This is a genomic window from Peribacillus sp. GL_122 (assembly GCF_057835005.1).
In genome coordinates this window covers 1,049,626-1,071,479 of record NZ_CM174415.1, presented here as the reverse complement: position 1 = coordinate 1,071,479, position 21,854 = coordinate 1,049,626, and the positions used below count along the sequence as shown (strand labels likewise).

16 protein-coding genes and 5 pseudogenes are annotated in these 21,854 nt (G+C 36.7%); 7 read left to right on the top strand and 14 right to left on the bottom strand.

All coding sequences use genetic code 11. The features are described from left to right. Positions 1-187 precede the first annotated feature (187 nt). Positions 188-1,120, bottom strand: coding sequence for a PhzF family phenazine biosynthesis protein (locus tag AC3ISB_RS05135; protein WP_480339904.1), 933 nt, complete (start codon positions 1,118-1,120; stop codon positions 188-190). A gap of 134 nt (positions 1,121-1,254) precedes the next feature. Here AC3ISB_RS05135 and AC3ISB_RS05130 point away from each other — a divergent pair, with 134 nt between their 5' ends. From AC3ISB_RS05130 to AC3ISB_RS05120, 3 genes and pseudogenes are all read left to right on the top strand, one after another. Continuing rightward, positions 1,255-2,136, top strand: coding sequence for a LysR family transcriptional regulator (locus AC3ISB_RS05130; protein WP_185150971.1), 882 nt, complete (start codon positions 1,255-1,257; stop codon positions 2,134-2,136). A gap of 148 nt (positions 2,137-2,284) precedes the next feature. Further along, positions 2,285-2,548, top strand: a pseudogene (locus AC3ISB_RS05125) (Tn3 family transposase); the annotation flags it as partial. Positions 2,549-2,955: 407 nt separating this feature from the next. Continuing rightward, complete coding sequence (locus AC3ISB_RS05120) at positions 2,956-3,372, top strand: hypothetical protein (RefSeq protein WP_480339903.1); 417 nt, start codon at positions 2,956-2,958, stop codon at positions 3,370-3,372. A 249-nt stretch (positions 3,373-3,621) separates the two neighbouring features. On the opposite strand, the gene AC3ISB_RS05115 is transcribed toward AC3ISB_RS05120, so the two are convergent. From AC3ISB_RS05115 to AC3ISB_RS05100, 4 genes and pseudogenes are all read right to left on the bottom strand, one after another. Next, positions 3,622-3,891, bottom strand: a complete 270-nt coding sequence (locus AC3ISB_RS05115; protein WP_489275725.1) for a hypothetical protein — start codon at positions 3,889-3,891, stop codon at positions 3,622-3,624. A gap of 289 nt (positions 3,892-4,180) precedes the next feature. Further along, positions 4,181-4,453, bottom strand: a complete 273-nt coding sequence (locus AC3ISB_RS05110; RefSeq protein ID WP_489276864.1) for a DinB family protein — start codon at positions 4,451-4,453, stop codon at positions 4,181-4,183. Positions 4,454-4,555: 102 nt separating this feature from the next. Then, the gene (locus AC3ISB_RS05105; protein ID WP_489275724.1) at positions 4,556-4,690 is read right to left on the bottom strand and encodes a hypothetical protein; all 135 of its coding nucleotides are present in this window, start codon (positions 4,688-4,690) and stop codon (positions 4,556-4,558) included. Between the two features lie 822 nt (positions 4,691-5,512). Then, positions 5,513-5,921: pseudogene (locus AC3ISB_RS05100) on the bottom strand (Lrp/AsnC family transcriptional regulator). 134 nt (positions 5,922-6,055) lie between these two features. Here AC3ISB_RS05100 and AC3ISB_RS05095 point away from each other — a divergent pair. The 3 genes and pseudogenes from AC3ISB_RS05095 to AC3ISB_RS05085 all read left to right on the top strand — a co-directional run. After that, positions 6,056-6,820: an MBL fold metallo-hydrolase gene (locus AC3ISB_RS05095; RefSeq protein WP_489275722.1), complete on the top strand. Its 765-nt coding sequence runs from the start codon at positions 6,056-6,058 to the stop codon at positions 6,818-6,820. A gap of 177 nt (positions 6,821-6,997) precedes the next feature. Then, positions 6,998-8,308: an MFS transporter gene (locus AC3ISB_RS05090; RefSeq protein WP_489275721.1), complete on the top strand. Its 1,311-nt coding sequence runs from the start codon at positions 6,998-7,000 to the stop codon at positions 8,306-8,308. Between the two features lie 709 nt (positions 8,309-9,017). Next, positions 9,018-9,166: pseudogene (locus tag AC3ISB_RS05085) on the top strand (IS110 family RNA-guided transposase); the annotation flags it as partial. Between the two features lie 179 nt (positions 9,167-9,345). Here AC3ISB_RS05085 and AC3ISB_RS05080 read toward each other — a convergent pair. From AC3ISB_RS05080 to AC3ISB_RS05050, 7 genes and pseudogenes are all read right to left on the bottom strand, one after another. Next, entirely contained in the window at positions 9,346-10,311 is a 966-nt protein-coding gene (locus AC3ISB_RS05080; protein ID WP_489275719.1) for a carbohydrate kinase family protein, read from the bottom strand. Positions 10,312-10,427: 116 nt separating this feature from the next. Then, the gene (locus AC3ISB_RS05075; RefSeq protein WP_489276862.1) at positions 10,428-11,441 is read right to left on the bottom strand and encodes a glycoside hydrolase family 32 protein; all 1,014 of its coding nucleotides are present in this window, start codon (positions 11,439-11,441) and stop codon (positions 10,428-10,430) included. A 999-nt stretch (positions 11,442-12,440) separates the two neighbouring features. Continuing rightward, positions 12,441-13,475 (bottom strand): annotated as a pseudogene (locus AC3ISB_RS05070) (glycoside hydrolase family 32 protein); the annotation flags it as partial. Between the two features lie 55 nt (positions 13,476-13,530). Next, on the bottom strand, positions 13,531-14,433 hold the full coding sequence (locus AC3ISB_RS05065) for an ABC transporter permease (RefSeq protein WP_225988884.1): 903 nt from the start codon (positions 14,431-14,433) through the stop codon (positions 13,531-13,533). An 80-nt stretch (positions 14,434-14,513) separates the two neighbouring features. Beyond that, the gene (locus AC3ISB_RS05060; protein WP_489275718.1) at positions 14,514-16,079 is read right to left on the bottom strand and encodes a sugar ABC transporter ATP-binding protein; all 1,566 of its coding nucleotides are present in this window, start codon (positions 16,077-16,079) and stop codon (positions 14,514-14,516) included. 80 nt (positions 16,080-16,159) lie between these two features. Beyond that, positions 16,160-17,140 carry an ABC transporter substrate-binding protein gene (locus tag AC3ISB_RS05055; protein WP_480340632.1) on the bottom strand — a complete coding sequence of 327 codons (981 nt, stop codon included), beginning with the start codon at positions 17,138-17,140 and terminating at the stop codon, positions 16,160-16,162. A 548-nt stretch (positions 17,141-17,688) separates the two neighbouring features. After that, positions 17,689-18,441: a DeoR/GlpR family DNA-binding transcription regulator gene (locus tag AC3ISB_RS05050; protein WP_489275717.1), complete on the bottom strand. Its 753-nt coding sequence runs from the start codon at positions 18,439-18,441 to the stop codon at positions 17,689-17,691. A 533-nt stretch (positions 18,442-18,974) separates the two neighbouring features. Here AC3ISB_RS05050 and AC3ISB_RS05045 point away from each other — a divergent pair. Beyond that, positions 18,975-19,402: pseudogene (locus tag AC3ISB_RS05045) on the top strand (GerAB/ArcD/ProY family transporter); the annotation flags it as partial. 298 nt (positions 19,403-19,700) lie between these two features. Here AC3ISB_RS05045 and AC3ISB_RS05040 read toward each other — a convergent pair. Next, positions 19,701-19,844: a hypothetical protein gene (locus AC3ISB_RS05040; RefSeq protein WP_185151474.1), complete on the bottom strand. Its 144-nt coding sequence runs from the start codon at positions 19,842-19,844 to the stop codon at positions 19,701-19,703. Positions 19,845-20,218: 374 nt separating this feature from the next. Then, positions 20,219-21,757, bottom strand: a complete 1,539-nt coding sequence (locus AC3ISB_RS05035) for a glycoside hydrolase family 32 protein (RefSeq protein ID WP_480340641.1) — start codon at positions 21,755-21,757, stop codon at positions 20,219-20,221. Positions 21,758-21,854 lie beyond the last annotated feature (97 nt).

Sequence of the window (21,854 nt, the reverse complement as noted above, 5' to 3'; positions counted from 1 at the left end):
TTTTCGCGCTTTTCCCTTATAGGGTTAGCGTCAGGATTTTGACACTTTACACCGTTAAGGTGAAACTCTTGTATCAATATTGTCTAATCTATTGATTTAGAATCAATTTCGTAAAATAAGGCTAGTCAGTGTTCCATCTGATGTCCCAAAATTCTTATCGTTATTAAGTCAGTAACAAAAATAGGCATTAATTTTGAACGGTCTTGTCGATCATTATCGTTTTATCTGATTCTATTACTGCTTGACCCATAATTTGAGTTTTTATTATTTCACTACCTTGTACGAAACTTTCCGCATAAATCACACTTGGCTTTTTCATTGAAAAACCTTGATTGATTTGCACTTTATGCCAACCAGATTCTTTTTCTTTGAAAACATGGTGCTCGACTAAATAAGATCCTAGTGCACAGGCAGCTACACCCGTTGCAGAATCTTCATTGTACCCGGCTCGCTTAGGAAATTGTCTTGCAGAAACTATTGGACTTTCTTCCCGGTGTTCAATGGAAAAAGGATAAAAACCAGTCGTATCATATTGGTCACAGATTTCCCAAAGATATTCAAAATCAGGATTTAGACTGTTCAATACTTCCGAATCTTTTAGAGGTACCATAAGCTTAGCTCTGGATGTTGAGACTGACTGGACTGGTCCAACAGTAATATCTATATCGGAAACATTAATACCCAACGCTTTTGCCACTTGAGAAATGCTCGGATTATCCTGGGAAAACCGAGGAGGAAACTGCTCAACTATAATATTAAGAAGATTATCGGAAGAGGTTTCAGAATTGGCAGAGATAATTCCCAGTGGTGTTTCTATTTGGACTGTAGTCTTGTTAAGAAACCCCTTCTGAATTAAAACCGTTGTACAACCTACTGTTGCATGAACACACATCTCCATTTCATGGTTTGGTACAAAATAACGTAATCGCACATCAGAACCATCGTTTTGAGGGCTACATACAAACACAGTTTCCTGCATGAACTGGGCTGCAATTGTGCACATTTCCTGCGAAGTGAGCTGGTCTGCATTAAATACAACCGGGCATGGATTTCCTCCGTAGGGAGAAGCAGAAAATACTCTTGTGTGAGTAACGGGTAAAATGATTTTTTTCATATTCATCTTGTTAATCCTCCTCTTTGGAATACTCAAATACATTTTTAATATACGTTCTTTTTGGTATTTAGTATAATGAACATAAAAGATACCAGATATCGATTTTACCAATACCAAAACACCAACAGGAGGTACTTTCTTTGGATATTCAGGATTTGAGAATTTTCCGTACCGTTGCTCATCAAGGAAGTATATCTAAAGCTGCATCTTTATTGAGCTATGTACAATCTAGCGTAACTACCCGGATTCAGCATCTGGAAAAAGAACTTCATACACCATTGCTTCACCGTCACAATAGAGGTATTTCTCTAACTTCAGCAGGACGAACTTTGCTTTCGTACGCCGATAAAATTCTTCCTTTATTTGACGAAGCTCAAAGGGCTTTCGAATATACTTCAACCCCTAGTGGTTCTTTAATAATTGGTGCAATTGAATCCACCGCAACCGTTCGACTTCCTCTCCTTTTTTCTACTTATCATGAGGAATACCCAGATGTAGACATAACCTTAGTAACAGACACAAGCGAAGAACTAATGCGAGCTTTGTTAAAATGCGAAATTGATTGCGCTTTTGTAGCCGGTAATGTAGATCATCCGGAAATTGTTCAAGAAACAGTTTTTCATGAACAACTTGTTTTTGTCACCCATCCACTTCACCCCCCGATAAAAGAGTTGAAGGATTTGTATGATTCGAAGTTGTATTTGTATCGGCCAGGCTGTTATTATCGATTAAAGTTTGAGTCCTGGTTACAAGATGAAGGAATTATTCCTACAAAAATTAATGAACTTGGAAACTTAGATATTATACTGAATTGTGTAAGAGCAGGGTTAGGTATTGCTTTAATGGTCAAAACCTATGCTGAACCATATGAGGCAAATGGATTGGTTCGTTGTCACCCTATTCCGAAAAAAGACGCTACTGTAACTACTTCATTCATCTATAGAAGAGATAACATTATGGAACCCATGCTAAAATTACTTGAGGATACAATAAAACATGAAGGTATAGAAAGTCAGCATTAATTTATTATATGAACTGAGGAAAAGCATAGCAGAATTTAGAGAAACACAAAGAATAAATCATGAAATTGAAACAGAGAAAGTCTCTTCACTACTTGAAAATCTATTGGTTAATTAGCAACCTGTTGGCCTGATGACAGGGTAGCTGTTTCTGGCTCGAGCCATCTTCTTTGGAAAACATGGAGAACTAAGAGAACGTGCTCTACAGGAACAATTGCAACGTGCGAGTGCTTTGAACATTTTGATTAATGCAATTAGTGTATGGAATACCGTTTATCTAAGCAAAGCTACCGAATTACTACAGAGTAATGGAATGTTACGAGTGGATTTATTAAAACATATATCACCATTAGGATGGGAACATATCAACTTCCTTGGAGAATATCGCTTTGATCAAAAAGAAGTTACCGACTAAGAAACATTGAGGTCCTTAAATCAAGAATAGTTCTAAAGCCGATTACATCCTTAACGTGGTGAAAATCGGCTTTTTTTGTATCCAGATCCCCTTAACGTTGAAAATCCGCGTTTTGATGGCGGTACCCCTTATAGAACTAACCTGTCCCGTTAGTTCATTAAGAAATCCACAGGATCTATCCCCCATATAGGCAGTATATGCTCGTTTTCTCTCCATGAAACCCTCCCCTAATTTATGCAATAAAAACGGGAAATGCTTAAAATGATTTTCCGACAAAAGGCCCTTTATGTAAACTAGCTCTGCATATCATATTCATATTTTATTTTTATAAAAAAAGATAGTTTGCTTTAATAACTTCTGGTAAATTAAAGAAACATAGTTATAAAAAGTTATATAAGGGGAATTTCATGAAAAAGAAAAGTTATTTAAAATTATTAATTATTTTTGTACTTTTGGGTGGAGTAGTATATTGGTATTACAACAGTATTGCAATCTGGGGTACATCTGAAAACGGAATGTGGAAAGCAACTTATAAAAAGAATCAAGATCAATATGTTGAAAAGGGTTGGACTGGCACCCTTAAGCAAAAGTCTGGAGATAAAGTTACTGTTGAAGATATAACTTTTACAGATGATAATAAAACTCTAATGTCTGTTGGAGATTTTGAAGAAGGAATAGCCGAAGACGGTGAAGAAACGGTATTATACCCATTTTCTGCAGAATTTTATGGTGGAGATGGGCCTAAGAAAGGGCATATTTATAAAGTTCATGTTACTTGGAAGGATAAAGGAAAATCCCATACTGATAGCTTTCGTCTTAAATAATTGAACTTACAAAGTTTAAACGTAGCAAAAAAGCCTTTAATCTCAGTATAAAGGCTTTTTTGCTACCTAGAATTCACATTATGTATACTAAAAGTGAATAGAATATACAAAGTAAAGAGGAACCATACTTGGCTCCTCTTTTTTAATTGGTCAATTTTTTTTATGGTAGGTGTTTTTCAAGCACTTCAAAAGTTGCTTTAATACTTCTTAAAAGACCAATCATTACCTTTTTGATTTCATTTGAAGTTGTTATTTACCCACACCAAAAGCTACTAATCCTTCTGACTTTGAGATTCCAGAATCTATGCGGTATGGTGGGTGGAAAAGGACATGTTTCTCCTTGGTAAGTTCGGTTATACCTAACTCATTTTTTGATTGTATTTTAAAATAAAGTTTGATCAAATTGATATTAAAAACCTTGGTAAACGAAAAGAAAGAGCGTGTTTTGAAAAAAGATTGGCCAAAACACGCTCTTAATATATTCAATTGAATGATTCTTTTATAAAATTGTTTGATCATTTTCCATACTCCTTAATGAACTAACGCACCCGTTAGTTTAAGTAGATTTCTTCACAAACTTTTTAGTATTTCAGTTAATACAGGAATGCTGCCCCGTTAGTGACATAAGGATTTTTAAACAACATTATTATTTTTTAATGACTTTATTGTAAATTAAACAACTTTATTATCTCTGTACAGTAGCGTCAGGAAAATGCGGATTTACAACGTTAAGGAAGTTTCAATATTAAAAAACCTAATTTCTCAGCATTAAATGAGAAATTAGGTTTTTTCATTAATAGAAAAAGACTTATAAGTATTTATCACTAATCACTTTCATATGGTGTAACTCGTGCCCGACAATGCCATATGCAAAGGTACCTATCGAAACTGGGCTGTTCATTACAGTTCCATTACGATCCCATGCTGCATCATCAATGGTTGAAATAAGACTTAACGTGTTGGAGCGTACCGTGTCTAAACCAGCTAGTAGCTGCTCCCAGGATAATTTGTTGAAGTTTGCCGCAGAAACGTATTGATCCTGATCCATTGCTGGGAATGGTGCACTTTCATTTCGTGCAATGGATCAGGATCAATACGACATCACACGTTCCACGTCGGCCAAATGCCCAATCACTTCTTTTAAAGTCCATTTCCCTGGTGCGTACGCCTTCCTTGCTGACTCCTATGATATGCTGCTCAAGAAGGTAATGGTCTTAGTTCGTTGCTTACTAAGTATTTCTTCAATATCTCCATCTGGCACAAGACTAACATACCTATCATACTCTGGATTTTCAATAGATAATGGGCGTGGACGCAAAAGAATCCTCCTCATCGGAATAGTTAATTATGGTTCTAGGCTAATATTCGACTGTCAAGAAGATATTTCCTTTATTTGATATTTAATTTCATTACCGCAAAATAATTGCAAATTAAACAACTTTATTATCTCTGTACAACTGATTTATGCAGTTAACATAATACACATAATAATGGATTAATTCACTTTTTATTCCACTAACCTGCCCCGTTAGTTCCATAAGAAAGAGAGCTGCCAAAAGCAACTCCCTTATTGAAGTAAAGCACTCGTTAGTTCCAAAAGACTTATTGAAGAGTTGACACAAACTGTGACGCAAATGAGACGGTATGAAAATTAATTATATGAGTTCGATCTGCTTTGTTTCTTATGATGGGATAAACGATAAAGGCCACTAATGAGGTAGTACAGAAAGAAGTAACCAAAAAGAATAATGGTAGGTACTATATTGGTAAAGATATTTATAAAAATAAAACCTAAAATGAGAAAAGTTAAAGAAACTATAAAATTAAATTTAAAACTTTTATTACTATTCAACAAAATCACCTCTAACTAATTTTACCATTAAAAAACCTTTTTGGAAATAATCCTCACAGTCCAAAACACTATGCTTGTTGAACTATCCTGCCCCGATAGTTCCATAAGAAAAAACTGCCTTAAAGACAGCTCTGATTTTCATCTAACTCACCCGTTCGTTTAAGTACAGTCCTTCACAAACTAACTTTTGAATAAGAAAAAGAGGTGCCGCAGCTACCTTCGTTGTTCTATTCAAGCCCCCTATAGTTTAAATGCGATTATTCACAAATATCCATTTTTATTCATGCCCTATTTACTAATAACGATCGATAATTTATAGTTTGCATACTTGTTTAACTCTAATAAAAATTGATTTAACGCTTCATTACTTGGAAACCTGCACTCCAAAAGATAACAGCTATCTCCACTGATTTTATAATTATTGATGACATACCCCTCCTTTGTTTGGATAAATGAGAGATAAGGTTGATGGTGTGTACCTTCTATATAGATATTGATAAAGGCATACGTAAAGCACCCTAATTTCGCTTGATTTACTTTAATGCTATATCCCTCAATAAACCCCATTGTCCTCTAATTTCTCCACTCTAGCTGCGGCTGCTGGTCCTGTTAAGTGAACTCTCTCCCCTAATTCTTTCATCGTAATCCGGCTATTGCTACATAACTCCTCTATAATTCGCTTATCTGTTTGATCCATCTGAACGTCAACTCCTTTCAATAATAAAGTCAAACGCCTAAAACACTTTATTTTATCTGTGTATTTGAATGCTGCTCATATTATACACTTAACACTGTTAGGAAACACACATGAAAAGAAAGGGAGTTGTAAAGATGAAGATTACACAAATTCGAAATGCAACGATAGTTGTAGAATATGCAAATAAAAAGTTTTTAATTGATCCTATGTTAGCAGAGAAAGGTACGTACCCATCTTTCCCTGGTACGATTAGGCAAGAACAAAACAATCCTTCAGTGAGTTTACCAACCTCTGTTGACGATATTATTAGTGGAGTTGAAGCAGTCATTGTGACTCACTTACACTTAGACCATTTTGACGAGGCAGCGCAAAGACTATTACCAAAAGATATTAAAATGTTCGTTCAAAATGAAGAAGATGCAAAGGAAGTCCAAAATACCGGGTTCCAAAATGTAGAGGTATTAACAAAGGACACTGTCTTTGAAGGCATCCAATTAGTTAAAACAAGAGGCGAGCATGGAAGAGGAGAAGAACTATTAAAGCGTATGGGGGAAGTATGTGGCGTTGTCTTTAAACATCCAAGTGAAAAAACATTGTACGTAGCTGGTGATACAGTCTGGTATGAAGGTGTACAGGAAGAATTAGATACCCATAAACCAGATATTATTGTCGTCAATGGTGGAGATAATCAATTTATAGAATATGGTTCTCTCATTATGGGAAAAGAAGACATCTATGAAGTACACAAGGCGGCTCCTAATGCTAAGGTTATTTCTGTTCATATGGAAGCTGTTAACCATTGGACACTATCTAGAGAAGAATTAAAAAACTTTAGTAAAGAAAAAGGATTCTCAAGTAATATTTTAGTACCAGAAGATGGTGAATCCTACAAATTTTAATATGAACACCGACAAATAGCGTCACGTTCCTATTTAAAAATAAGAAATAGAAGAAGCTCATAATTATCGAAAATTTAATTATGAGCTTCTTCTAATGACGATATAAATGAAATGTTCCAAGGATGACAAAACAAACATGAAAAGCTACAAGGATATTTCGTTAGGAGGGTAAGGTTCATGACAATGTCAGCAAAAGATACAAATTCCTCAACACAGCAGCTTATATGGTTGCAAGAATATATTGATTCACCAGAAAGACAAATACAGCTTTATAAAAAAACATTAAGAATTTTGATTCTTACACAAATCTTTGGGGGAGCAGGACTTGGAGCCGGTATAACAGTAGGAGCGCTTCTTGCACAAGACATGCTAGGGACTGAAAATGCGGCAGGAATTCCAACTGCCCTATTTACTTTAGGTTCTGCAGGAGCTGCCCTACTTATAGGCCGGTCTTCACAACGTTTTGGCCGTAGAGCAGGACTTGCAGGTGGTTTCCTTGCAGGTGGGTTAGGTGCTATTGGTGTTATAATTGCAGTTTTAACCAACAGCATCCCACTTTTATTTATTTCTCTTTTTATTTATGGAGCTGGTACGGCGTCTAATCTACAAGCGCGATATGCAGGGACAGACCTTGCAACAGATAAACAAAGGGCAACTGCTGCAAGCATGGCCATGGTTTCCACTACCTTGGGTGCTGTAGTTGGTCCTAACTTGGTCAATAGAATGGGAGAATTTGCGGATTCAATTGGTGTTCCAACCTTGGCTGGCCCCTTTATCTTGTCAGCAGCTGCTTTTATTATTGCTGGATTATTCATCTTAATTTTTCTTCGTCCAGACCCTTTGGTTGTGTCTACAGCTATTGCGAATGCTAAGAAAAAAGACGATACCGCACAGACAGGGACAAATTTAAAGAATGCTACCATAAACAAAAAGGGTGTTGTTGTAGGGGCTGTAATTATGATTTTGACTCAATTTGTCATGGCAGCCATTATGACAATGACACCAATTCATATGGGACATCATGGTCATGGTTTGGGAGAAGTAGGATTAGTTATAGGTTTCCATATAGCAGCTATGTACCTTCCTTCACCATTGACAGGTATACTGGTAGATAAGCTTGGCCGTATTACTATGGCTGTTGCTTCTGGTGCTACACTCCTAGCCTCTGGATTGGTGGCAGCTTTTGCACCGGTAGGTTCAATGCCACTGCTTACCCTGGCGTTAGTACTACTAGGTTTGGGCTGGAACTTTGGTTTAATAAGTGGGACTGCTCTCATTATAGATTCAACACACCCATCTGTGCGTGCAAAAACACAAGGATCAGTCGATGTCCTATTTGCACTGTCAGGAGCAGCTGGTGGGGGGGTATCAGGAATGGTAGTCGCTCATTCTAGTTTTGCAGCATTATCACTTTCTGGAGCCATTCTGTCACTAGTGCTTATTCCTGTAGTTGTTTGGTCTCGGAAAAGTCCGAGCAAAGAGCTATGATAGAAAAGTTTTTATTAGTACTTTATTTCTTGAATAGTTAGACTAATGTAGATATATCCCTATATAGTAAATTACTAATTAACAAGGCAGCTTTCAGCAAGAAATTGAAAGCTGCCTTTATTCATATAGGAAGGTAACTTATATAAAACAAAACAACTTATGGATAGAAAAAATCTTTATATTAATTTATAAGGGTTTCCAGAATGTTAGTTTACTTTAACCTAACTCAAGTTACGTAAAGTATTATGCCTAACTTTAATGTCTTGTTACGTAACAGAAAAACTACTGTACGGGAGCAGTAGTTTTTTCTATTTTTAAGCTTTATACGTTATTCAATTTTAGTTAACATAATCACTCCTATTAGAACCTGACCACAACAAAACCCCTTGGCTTCCAAGGGGTTTCACATCGTCCATTTTTATTGTTCATACAGGATTTTATACATACTTGATGAATCAACGTTTTCGGCTTATAAAGAGGCCTAGCAGCTAAATATGAAAATGAGGTTTTATCGAATCTCTTGTTGAACTAACCTGCCCCGATAGTTACATAAAGAAACTGCATTAAAGACAGCTCCGGTCTTCAGCGAACGCACCCGTTAGCATTCCTGTAGATCGTTAAATTTCAGGTTTAAAAAAAATAGATCCCCTCAGTAAGATACAAGTATAGAGTCCAGTCTAACTCAAAGTCTTAAGGAGGAAGCCCTACTATGAATATTAAAATGCAAAACAAACAAAATCAACTAATTGAGAGAATTACGGATCACCATCTAATTGTTGGTGTTGATATTGCCCAACACGTACACGTGGCCCGAGCTGTAAACTTTCGGGGCATTGGGTCGGGAAACCTTTGTCTTTTACTCATCTCTAAGTGACAAACGTTTAATTGGTTGAATTGTATTCTTTTTCATAAAACTAATATATCGCATATCGGTTTTATGGGAAAGGTTTTTTTATACCATTGTGACTGAACTTCCACCGCTTTTTTTTTGAACAACCGCTTATATAAACTAAAAATCCGAAACAATACGATGAAGACTAAATCTTATATATATCCTCTTCATTTGGTAGAGAAGAAATCGCTCCTACCTTCGTACACACGACGGCACCTACTTTATTTGCAAAAAGAATGATCTCTTTAAGTTTACTAAAATCACTAAGAATTGTGTCATAGGACTCAAGATTTGCAAATTGAAATAAAGCAGCACCGACAAATGCATCACCAGCACCAGTTGAGTCAATTGAATTTACTTCGACACTGTTTATTACACCCATTCCACTTCCATTTGAAAGAAGAGTGCCTTCCCATCCAAGGGTAACAGCCACTATTTTTGCCCCTAAATGATGGAGCATTGCTATTCCATCATATTTATCCATTTTTCCCGTGATTAGTTCAAGCTCTACTTCGCTTACTTTTACAAAGTCAGCCATTGATATACCCTTTCTGGCTAAACTAATAAATTCAGCCACTCTATTTTTCCATAAATCATGTCGGAAGTTAGGGTCAAACGATAGAAATATCCCCCTTTTTTTTGCAAATTCCATTGCCTTTAAATAAGTTGTTTTAAAAGGGTCTTCCAGAAATGCAGTTGCAGATCCAAAGTGAATGATCTTTGCACCACTTAATCTATCTAGGTATAAGTTATCCTCTGTTAAATTTCCATCCGCTCCTCTATTGAATACAAAATCCCTTTCACCATTTGCTTGTAAAGAAACAAATGCTAAAGTAGTTGGTGCCAAATCATCAGTAACAATCATCGATGTATCAACCCCCACCTCTTTCATCGTTTCTATTAAAAATAATCCAAATGGGTCATTTCCTACTTTTCCAATAAGACTCGCTTCCCCACCTAGCCTTGAAATAGCAGCTGCGACATTCGCTGGTGCACCCCCGGCTTTCTTTAGAAAATGATTACCTTCCATTAAATTAACATCAATATCTGTACAATAAAAATCGATCAAAAGCTCCCCAACGCATATGACTGCGCGGTTTGTTTTATTCATTTACATTACATCTCCATTCTTGTGATTTAGGTAAAATGAAAGGCTATCGATCATTTTCGACAGCCTTCATAAACCCTTACTATCAACCCATCTTTAATAGGATTGAAATTTAGTCTTTATCTTTTCCATATACTCTTTAAAGGGTATATTTTCAAAGACTTTAATGTAACTTCTCCACCCTTGCTATAAATTTGTAATCCTTTACTTGAGGGATCCGGGAAAATTTGATCAGAAATAACCGTTTCACCTTTGTTTCCAAACACTTCTACAGCAGATCGGTCAATGAAAATATGCATTTTCACAGTCCCATTTAATGCATTTAACGGTCCGTCATGCTTACCGACTACATTGTTCCCATAATCAAAGCTTCCTGAATTTGAACGGTCTACGAATAATTGTTTGGTGGCAACATCATAGCCAATAGTCGTATATTCAGTTGCTCCTTTACGAACTTGAAAGCCGAATTCAGTTGCTTTTATATCATCTACATTAAACTCAGCTATCATTTCAAATGTATCTTCTGATAGTTTAGATAGGAGATTACTTTCACCAGATATGACTTTATTTTTATATGAAATTTTTTCACTCTTTTCTCGAATGGTTTTTAAAGAAACTGGTGTTTGTTTTAAACGTAAACCTTCTTCTGTCTGAGTTAGCTCCATCTTTCTTGGCAATGTCGTTGAACTTCTCCAAGTCGAAGTTGGTGTATGATTTGCATATAGCCAATTACTCATCCAGCCAATCCAATATTTTTCGCCATTCTTCCCTTCAATTCCGCTCCAATCAACTGCGGCATAATAATCTGCACCGTAGTCAGTCCATAACACTTGATTGGAAGGGTTTTCATTTTTAAACGTTTTCCCGTCAAAGGTACCTACAAAATATTGCATACCTGACCCGCCTGCAGGAGCGCCATCATTAATGCTTACCTGCAGTACCCATTTTGTTTTTGAAGGGTCACCATCAATTGGTAATTCGATGAGAGTAGGACATTCCCAAATCCCTCCGTTACTACCATGAGTAGAAGGTATCCACTCTCCAGAAACAGCAGACCAGTCTGTAAGGATGCCGCTTTCTTTCGAATCGCCTTTCTCAGGCTCTTTGGCAACTTGGTCTACTTCATTTGGCATGGCCCCTTCATTATAAACATTAACATCATCCATGTTTATATGACCCCAACCACCTGTAGCTTGGTCTACAGCTTTAATATATAACACTTCCCCAATGTATTTAGACGCATCCCAGACGTATTTTTGATATTTTTCTTCTTTAAATTTGGTATTGGCTTGTCGAATTAATTCTTGATCATCAGAGGCTCTCACTAACGAAACATAGCGGGTGTTGATATCATTACCACCGCCCAACAGAAAGTTGATTTCTCCAGAGCCACCTAGTTTAAAATATGAGGAGTGCAGTTCACCTGTTGCGTCATCTCCCTTTTGTAGATCAGTAAACCCCCATAAGTGGTAGTTTCCTTGGTGGCCGAAATCCCCTCCCCAGTATGATGGTACATTTGTCACATGATCTTTTGTGAAAGCATTACCTTCGATTGTACTCCACCCAGTTAGATCACCTGTCTCAAAATCATGATTAATAATTTCCTTCTCATCTGTCATGATGTTCTTACCAACATGAACATCTTGGAATAACGTGGATGAATTCCAAACATTTAAGCCAAAATGCCCTGATGAAAAAGTTGAATCATTTACATCATGAATGAGATTTCCATCTAAATAAATTTTAATATTTTTTCCATGGGTGCTTGCTTTTAAATGGTACCTTTTATCTGTATCTAGATTTATTGTTTTTTCAGCTAGAATGGATATGTCTCCATTTTCGATTTTCATGATTTTTATTGTATCGTTTAAAGCATCGATATTCGCCATATAACCGTTTGTTGCATGAGGATCTGCACGAAAAACGAGCGAGCCAGCTCCATTGCCACCTTTTCCCCCAGATATCTCAATGTTTGCTTCATAAAGAAAGTTATCCCCTGTTTGACCGCTCATTACAAAAGCATCCTCCGTAGAGGTTCCACTTTTTCCATCCATCGTGTTCTCCCAGCTACCGTTTACATCTGTCCATTTTGATAAATTGGTTTCAAAGTTAGATGTATTCTTGAACTCCACATTTCGAAAGGCTGCCGTTGAATTCCACGCTGACAATCCATAGTATCCATAATCGAATTCTATATCTGTTTTTTTTATAACGGATTGATCGTTTACAGAGACTTGAATTTGATCCCCATCTGTTTCCACCTTCACATGGTAGGTAGTTGAGGTTTTGAGGGTAAAAGGTTTTCTCGCAATTTCCTCGTTTGTTCCATCTACATTCTTACTTAATGTTATGACATCGTTTTTGGCATCTAAGCTCGCAACATAGCCGTTCTTTGCACGCCTATCTGACCGAAAAACTAAACCGCCTGTCCCTTCTCTCCCATTCTTTTCATTAAGGGTAATATCTCCCTCATAGCTAAATGATTCACCTGTCTGGGATGACATGCTATAAGAAGTTCTGTCTAAGCTATTTGCTTGTATTCCACCATCTTCGCCGAATTCACTTGCATACTCCCACTCTTTTAAATTAGGTGAGGTATAAAACATAATCTTATCCTTAGCCGCTAACGACATAACCCATTGGTTTGATTCTTCATGCCAAAATACTTTAGGATCGCGCCAATCTTGTATAGGAGGGTCTGGCATTACGGGATTCCCTTTATACTTTTCCCAAGTTCTTCCTTTATCTAGGCTATACGCTATACTTTGGACTTGCTTATCCCCTGCATGCGTAAAGATGGCAACCATTGCTTCTTTTCCAAAGCCAGCTGTATTGTTCCAATCAATAACAGCACTCCCCGAGAAAATCTGACCGTTTTCATCCGGCGATAAAGCAATCGGCAAATGCTCCCAATTAACAAGATCTTTACTGACAGCATGCCCCCAATGCATCGGTCCCCATGTCGTTCCATACGGATGATATTGATAAAACAAATGATATTCACCTTTATAAAAAACCATACCATTCGGATCATTCATCCAGTTAGCTTCAGGAGAAAAATGAAATTGATTACGGTATGGTTCATTATAATACCCAGGGTCTTCTGCATATGCACGATTAAATGGTAAACAAGTGACAGTTGAACATATTAGTAGAATACTAATAATCCTCTTCACTTTTATTTCACATCCCTTTTTTAAAATCTAAAATGACATATGATCGTTATGCTGGACTATTTCCGCGCAATCGATCTAATAAAACGGCTGCTACAATAACTCCACCTTTTACAACTAACTGCCAATAATAGTTGACATCCATTAGAGTTAACCCATTACTGATTACCCCCATAATTAAAACCCCAATAATTGTTCCTATTATTTTCCCTTTTCCACCTGTTAAACTTGTTCCTCCTAGAATAACAGCAGCAATTGCGTCTAATTCATACATTTGACCAGCAGTTGGCTGTCCAGAAAACAACCTTCCCGCTAAAACGACTCCTCCTAAACCAGCTAGTAAACCACTAATCGAATACACATTGATTAAAGACTTTTCAACCTTAATTCCAGTTAACCGAGCTGCCTCTTCATTGCCACCAATCGCATAAATATGACGACCGAACATCGTATATTTAAGAACAAAAAACATCACAACATATACTAAAGACATGATATAAATAGGAGTGGGGATTCCGAAAATACTTCCACCACCGATGAATTTAAATGTTTCGTTTTGTAAAACAATTGGATAACCGCCACTAATGACATAAGCGAGTCCACGAACATATGTGAAGCTGCCTAGTGTAACAATAAATGCTGGTAACTTTGCTTTGGCTGTAAGAAACCCATTAATCAGTCCTACTGCATACCCTACTAGTACGCCTGATAACATCGCAATTATAGGATTAACTCCTGCAGAAGAGACCATGACTGAGATAACGCCAGATAGAGCAACTGTTGCACCAACTGATAAATCAATACCACCAGTTAAAATAACGATTGTCATCCCAGCAGCTAAAATAGCAATAATGGAAACTTGTTTTAATACATTCAATAAATTGGCTGTATCTAAAAAATTTGGTGCTGTAAATGAAAGTACTACACACAATAATAATAAAATCATGATCATGCCAAGCCTATTCCATAAAGAATAAAGGACATTTCCTATATTTAGGCGTTGTGAATGTGTAATAGTTTGCGTATTCCCTCTCATTTCTCTCTCCCCCCTATGGTAGCTAAACGCATAATAGTTTCCTGTGTAGCTTCTTCCTTCGAAAGCTCGCCTGTTAACCTTCCTTCACTCATGACAAGTATTCGATCACTTACCCCCAATACTTCAGGAAGTTCAGATGATATCATTAAAACGGCCAATCCTTCATCTGCAAGCTTTGAAACAATCTTGTGGATTTCAGTCTTGGCACCTATATCAACCCCTCGTGTTGGCTCATCAAGTAGTAATACCTTTGGTGCAATTGATAGCCATCTAGCGATCACTACCTTTTGTTGATTCCCACCACTTAAGTTTGATACTTGCTGTTCTGGGGAAGCTATTTTTATATTTAAGTCTTCAATATATTGGTTAGCGCTTTCATTTGCTTGCTTCCAACTAACAATTCCAGCTTTAGCGTGTTTTTTCAATTCAGCCATTATGATGTTCTCTTTTACGGACATTGATAAAAATAACCCTTGTTCTTTCCTGCTTTCAGGTACATGTGCAATCCTATTAGCAATAGCATCTATTGAGGATTTGATTTTAACAGATTGACCATCAACCAATATTTCGCCACTTTTCAACTCGGACAAACCGAAAATGGCCCTAACCAATTCTGTTCTGCCAGCACCAACAAGCCCCGCTAAACCAACAATTTCACCTGGGTAAATTTTTAAAGATACATTCTTTACAATTGTGTTATCAGAAACATTTTTCAATTCAAGTACAGGTGAAACTTCCTTTGGATTTTTTGTGCCAAAGGCTTTTGACCGATTAAACAAGTCCTTTAAATCCCGTCCTACCATCAGCTTTACGAGATGATCAGGATTTGTCTCTTCAATCGGCCCACTTGCAATCCATTCGCCGTCACGTAATACAGTGAACCTATTAGAAATTTTAAAGATTTCTTCCATTCTGTGAGAGATATATACAATAGCAACTCCCTGCTTTTTCAAATCATCAATAATTTCAAACAGCTTTTTAATTTCTTTATCTGTTAAAGAGGCGGTTGGTTCATCCATTATGAGTACCTCTGCATTAAAGGATAATGCTCGGGCGATCTCGACCATTTGTTGTTGAGCAACACTTAAGGTCGAAACCAATTGGCGTGGATTTAGATTCGACCCCATTGAATCTAACACCTCTTGGGCACGTTCATGGACCTTATCCCATTTCACCATTCCTAAACCATTTCTAGGAAAGGTGGAACCCATTAAGATATTTTCACTTATTGTTAAATTAGGAGAAAGGTTTAACTCCTGATGAATAACACTAATTCCTTTGTTCCTTGCATCAGTAGGGTCCTTCCATAAAATTGGTTGACCTTTCAAGTAGATTTTCCCACCATTGTCATCAGGTGCATGAATGCCTGCGAGGATTTTCATGAAAGTTGACTTTCCAGCGCCATTCTCTCCCATTAATGCATGTACTTCACCTGGATAAAGTTCAATTCTCACATTGTTCAATACGGTTACACTCGAGAACGTCTTACCAATCCCTTCCATATTCAACACTGGCTTTTTTAGACTTTGTTGGCCTTTAAGGGACATTTCATTCACAGCCATACCTTTATCTCACCCCTTATATTGATTTGAATAGGCTGATTAAAGGAGGAATCCTTATCAGCCTATTTATTGAAAGATTCTTACCAACCTTGGTAAGAATCTAATGTATCTTGAGTTACAATCTCAACTGGAACTTTAATAAGCTCCTCAACTTCTTCACCAGTTTTCACTTTCATTCCGATTTCAACAGCTTTTTTGATCATGTTACTAGGTGACTGAGCTGAAGTTGCGGCAATTGTACTTCCTTCCTTTGCCATTGCTTCTGTGGCTTCAGGAGCACCGTCCACTCCGACAATGAAAAATTCATCTTTACGATTCGCTTGCTCTTGAGCAATTTCAACACCAATTGCTTCTGGATCATTAATCGCAAATACAGCGTCAATAGAGCCTGATGAATTAGCTTGTAAAATACTTTCCATCACCGTTAATGCCTTTTCGCGATTCCCTTCTCCATTTTGCTTCGCAATAACTTTAATTTCGGAATCCTTTATTGCATCTTCAAATCCTTGAATACGATCAGATACAGCCGAAACAGGAGGTCCATCAATAATGACTATTTTTCCTTTTCCATCTAATTGTTCAATCACATATTCTCCGGCCAGTTTACCAGCTTGATAGTTGTCTGAAGTAACAGTGGCATCGACACCACCTTCAGCATTGGTATCTACAGCAACTACTGGAATATCAGCCGCTTTGGCCTGTTGAACAGCTGCCGCAATTCCTTTTGTATCAACAGCATTTAAAAGAATGATATCTACTTTTTTCGTAATAAAGTTTTCAATTTGAGCTGCTTGTTTGGCTAAATCATATTCAGCGCTTTCAACTAGAACTTCAGCACCTAATTCTTTTCCTGCTTCTTCAGCACCTTTAGCCATGGAGACGAAGAAAGGGTTTGCTAAACTACCCACCGCTACACCGATCGTTAATTGTTTGTTACCTTTTTGTCCTTCGTTACCATCTGTTGATCCATTTGATGATTCACTAGCCCCACTACATGCCGTCATCGTGGCAATTACAAACGCCAAAACTAGCATTCCTATTACTTTTAAATATTTCACCATATTAGTCCCCCCAAGTTTTTGAAGATGAAAATAATTAGCTACTGAACGAGAAATTGTTACCGCTCTCAATCTCTTAAACTAGATCACCTCCTTAAATGAATATTTTTGGTTGAAACAATGGAAGTATGGTTGATTTTGATAGTTTTTTCACATTGACTATTTATTGATAACGCTTTCATCCCTTGTAAAACAATATAATTACCCTTTACACATTAGAATTATAATTGATTGATTTTGGTTGTTTTTGATTGATTTTGATTATATTAGAGCTGTTTGTAATTGTCAACGGTTCCAATTATTACAAAAAATATATTGATAACATAAAATATTAAACGTTTCAAATGGAATATTTAATACATGGAGCAGATTTTCCCTCATTGTTAATTGGCCACATTACAATAAATCAAGCATTCTTTATTATATTGATAAAACAAAGGGGAAAATTTTCAATAAAATAATTTCAGAATCTTCAAAAAAGCTGGTATTCAAAATGTCTGAATCAGACAGTTTGAATACCAGCTTTCCTTCAACGATAGCAAATTTAGTTTTTAGTCCCTCACAATAATTATCTCCGTTTTCTCCTTATATTTTCCTAGCGTTATTGTACCTTCTTCATTCGTAATAACTTTCGTCTGGTTTAAATCTGCAAACTTAGAAAATGATACTTCTCCAAATTTTGTATGATCTGCTAATACAAAAGCCTCACGTGACAAAAAGATGGCTCTTTCTTTTATTTGCGCCTCTTCTGGATCTGGGGTAGTCAATCCAAAATTATAATGAATAGCGTTCGCACCCATGAAACACTTATCAAATCTGTATTTTTTTATACTTTCGTAGGCATAACGTCCAACTGTTGCTTTGGTAATCTTTTTAACAAACCCACCAATAAAATATGTACATATTTCATTTTCAAGTAATGCATCTAAATGATCAATTCCGTTTGTAATGACAACGATATCTTTTTGTCTTAAATGTTTGATCATCTGATACGTTGTTGTTCCAGCATCAAGATAAACACAGTCGCCGTCCAAAATTAGTTCTGCCGCATATTTTGCTATCTTAGCTTTTTCCTCAAGGTTCTGCGTTATTTTCTCAAACACACTTGGTTCGTCTCGTTTATTATGTAAAAGTGAAGCTCCACCATGTACACGTTTTAAGTAGTTCTGCTTTTCTAATTGATCTAGATCACGACGCAAAGTAGATTCTGAAGTATTTGTTAATTCTACTAGCTCATGAATCTTAACATTCCCCTTTTCTTTTAATAGCTTTAATATTAATTGATGCCGTTCCGTAATAAGCATGATATGATCCTCCTCGTATTACACTTCTATTTAAAGGTTCTTCGTGTATTCTAGTTTAATTAATTTTAGTATATAGAATTTTGCAGTGACATGTGAGAACAATAGGGTACCCCCATAAGAAAAAGGAGCTGTTGATCAGCTCCTGGTAATGAAGTAAGCACCTGTTTGTTGAATAAACAATTTAAAATCATTACCCTGGAATATTATTCTCATTAATTCAACAGCCATAAAGTAAACGAAACCAACAAATATACTAAGACCTAAAGCTAATTTTCTCCAAAGTCCTTTCTCACTAAGAAAAAGATATAATGATTCCACATATCAGCAATACACGAAAAGTTGTTATTCAAGGGTTAATCACATGTTCTATATTTCCAGAAAAGAAACAAATAACCAAGATAATTAAAGCAAACAAAATAACCCCTAAATATTTTTTCATGATTAACCACCCTTCTCCTCTGATTAATTTTACCAAATTTCGGTAAATATGTATTTTTTATTATCGGATTATCTTCCCCCTTTAATTGCATAAAAAATCCGTTCTAGTCGGAACGGCCATACCTTTGATCTTTTATGTACTAACGGTCATTATGGTCCTCGGAGCGTTTTCCGTCGATGGAGTAGTTACAAGAACATGGCCGACCCTTGATCTCATGCTTGAAATCACCGGTTTGATCTTTGAACGGTTTGAGTCTTTGTTGCTCGTGATATGGATGATGCAAATGTTTTCCAGCTTTACGATAGCCTACTATGCAACTGTTTTAGGGCTGGCTCAATTCTTCAAAGAACATTCATCCATTTATGTATGGATTGCCTCCAGTTATTTACACCATTTCCATGATTACAAAAAATATCAATGACCAATTTAAATTTGGGGATATGATTGGTAATTCCGCGCTTTACTTAGTTGGTTTACTTCTCTCTTCTCATTGTCTCGAGATGGAGGGGTAAAAAGGCATGAAACAAAATCGTAACAATGTACGGCCCCTGCAGGATGCTGAAGCAGAAAAATGATGCCTTCTAGGGTTTTGATCTGAAGAACTTACTCGATAACACACCTTTTTTTATACTTTTTCTTTAAGTTACATAATCAAAATTATTTCCAAAAAAAGCAAAAAAGAGTGGCGATATGAAGGTGGTTCTTCAAGCAATTATAGGTTCGATTTCATGTAATCTATGTAGTCGTTATGATGTTAGTCGGTTATATAGATACGTTTTTGAATTTTCAGTTCTTAATTCATCCAACTCTTTTAATTCTTTTACATTTTTGATAGATTCTTTTTCTCTGTAACAGCAATGCTTCCTTTTCCTTGCAAAGGTGGAATAATAGATACAAGCAGTGCAAAAATCATTGACCATAATACAAATTTATATCGATTCTGCTTTCTTTTACCAACTGTCATCTTATTTCCCCCGAATTAATTGATGGGGTCTAACCAGCAAAATGCGGAAAACATACGCTAAGGTTCTGTTCAGATAACCTAAGTTTCTTAACACCTTATAGCTAAAGGATTTATGAGGATTTTCCTCATCTGTTGATGTTCAATAACTCATTCATTTATCTATGTTCAGTTAATATGACAAAGATAAGTTTCAGTACATATAAGACAAGTCTTAGCGTATATAAAACGTGCTTTTTCTATGTCGAAATTTGCTTAACGTATGTTTTGCGCGAAATGTTGGTGGTACGCCTTTTAGTAAATGTTCATATTGAAGAGTCATTTCTTATAAAAGAATGTATGTGTACACATATGAAATGTATCTGCCAAGATAAGGTTCAATTAATCGAATCAAAATGTGTAACCTTCACATTCTTAAAGATCGCTTTGCCGCCCTCGGAAAAGAGAGTAATTCCTTTATCTTCAGCATGAGGGAATATTAAGTTTGAATAAGCAACCTTTCCATCATCCACAAAAACTTCAATACTCGTTTTATCGACGAGAATATTTAGTTGAACCTTCTTCTTACTGGCATCAAATGGTGCAGTACTTTCAACGAACTGATTCGTTTCGTCAGGTTGATCTGTGAATGCTCGATTGACATAAGAGTAATTTTCTTCTGCAGAAATGCCTACGTCAACGTGGCGTTTTTGATCATCTGACTCCCTGAGCCTAAATCCTGCATTCTTAAAATCCGACCATGAGAGATCTGCCTCTATTTGATAGGCATCTCCTTTAACATCAAGTGTTTCCGAGCCATCCACTTCGATTTTATCAAAAGAATTCGTTGAGCTTGTCAATTCTTTTAATGCTTCCGAAGGCTGTGAAGAAAGATAATACTTGTTCTCGCCTTCATGCTTTAGTTCAATTTGACGGACGATTGAATCCATTCCGTTAAACCCTTCTTTTAATGTCGGCGTATTGTCGGCGTAGGCCCAGTTATTCATCCAAGCGAGGGCATAGCGTTTGTCTAATTTGTCACTTGACTTGCCATCTTCAAACGTTACTCCGCCATACCAATCGAAACCGTAGTCTAGCCATTGCGGTTCATTGTTATCTGGAAGAAATTCTGTTCCATTAAACGTTCCTGTCCAGTATGCATAGGTGTTTGGTTTCCCTGCTGCTTTTCCGTTTGCACTGACGCCCATCACCCACTTTACTGTCCCGTCATCAGCGCGGATCTGGTAAAGGTCAGGGCACTCTAAAACTCCAATGTTCTCAGTGGAAAAGCTGCTCGAATAGCGCCAATCTTTCAGGTTATCAGACTCATAAAAACCTATTTTTGGTCCTTCGGCCATGGTCATGATCCATTTTTGATTCGTGTTATCCCAGATGATTTTTGGATCTCTAAAATCCCTCGTTCCTGGATTTTTCATAATAGGCTCGTCACTGTAAGAGGTAAACGTATTTCCTTTGTCCGTACTGTACCATAGAAATTGTTCTTGTTTCTGGCCATCCTTAGAGGGTTGTGTTGTGATCGCCACAAAAGCGTCTTTCCCAAACCCAGCTGTATTTTCCTTGTCTACAACGACTGAACCTGTCCATGGATCCCCATTTTGATTCGTATATTTTGGAATGGCAATTCCTTCATCCTTCCAGTGAACCAAATCTTTAGAGGTGGCATGTCGCCATTCTGTGCCGTTGCCATCCGGGTAATCTCCATTATAGAGGTAAAAATAATGATAATTTCCTTCATAGTAAACGGGCTTCTGTGGATCGTTTTTCCAATGGTCAGGAGAAGTAAAATGATAGGCAGCCCGGTATGAGTGCTTTTCTACCTTATCTGGCGGATTAGCTTCTTTTGTTTTATAAAATGAATGAATCAAAATTCCTGTGCTAATAACCATCCATAATCCAAGAACGAATAATCCAACCATCTTATATTCCTTTTTGTTCACTTAAACTCACCACTTTTCTCTTTTAAAATAGAAAAAAGAAAATGCCAAGTTTCCTGACATTTTCTTTTTCTTTTCA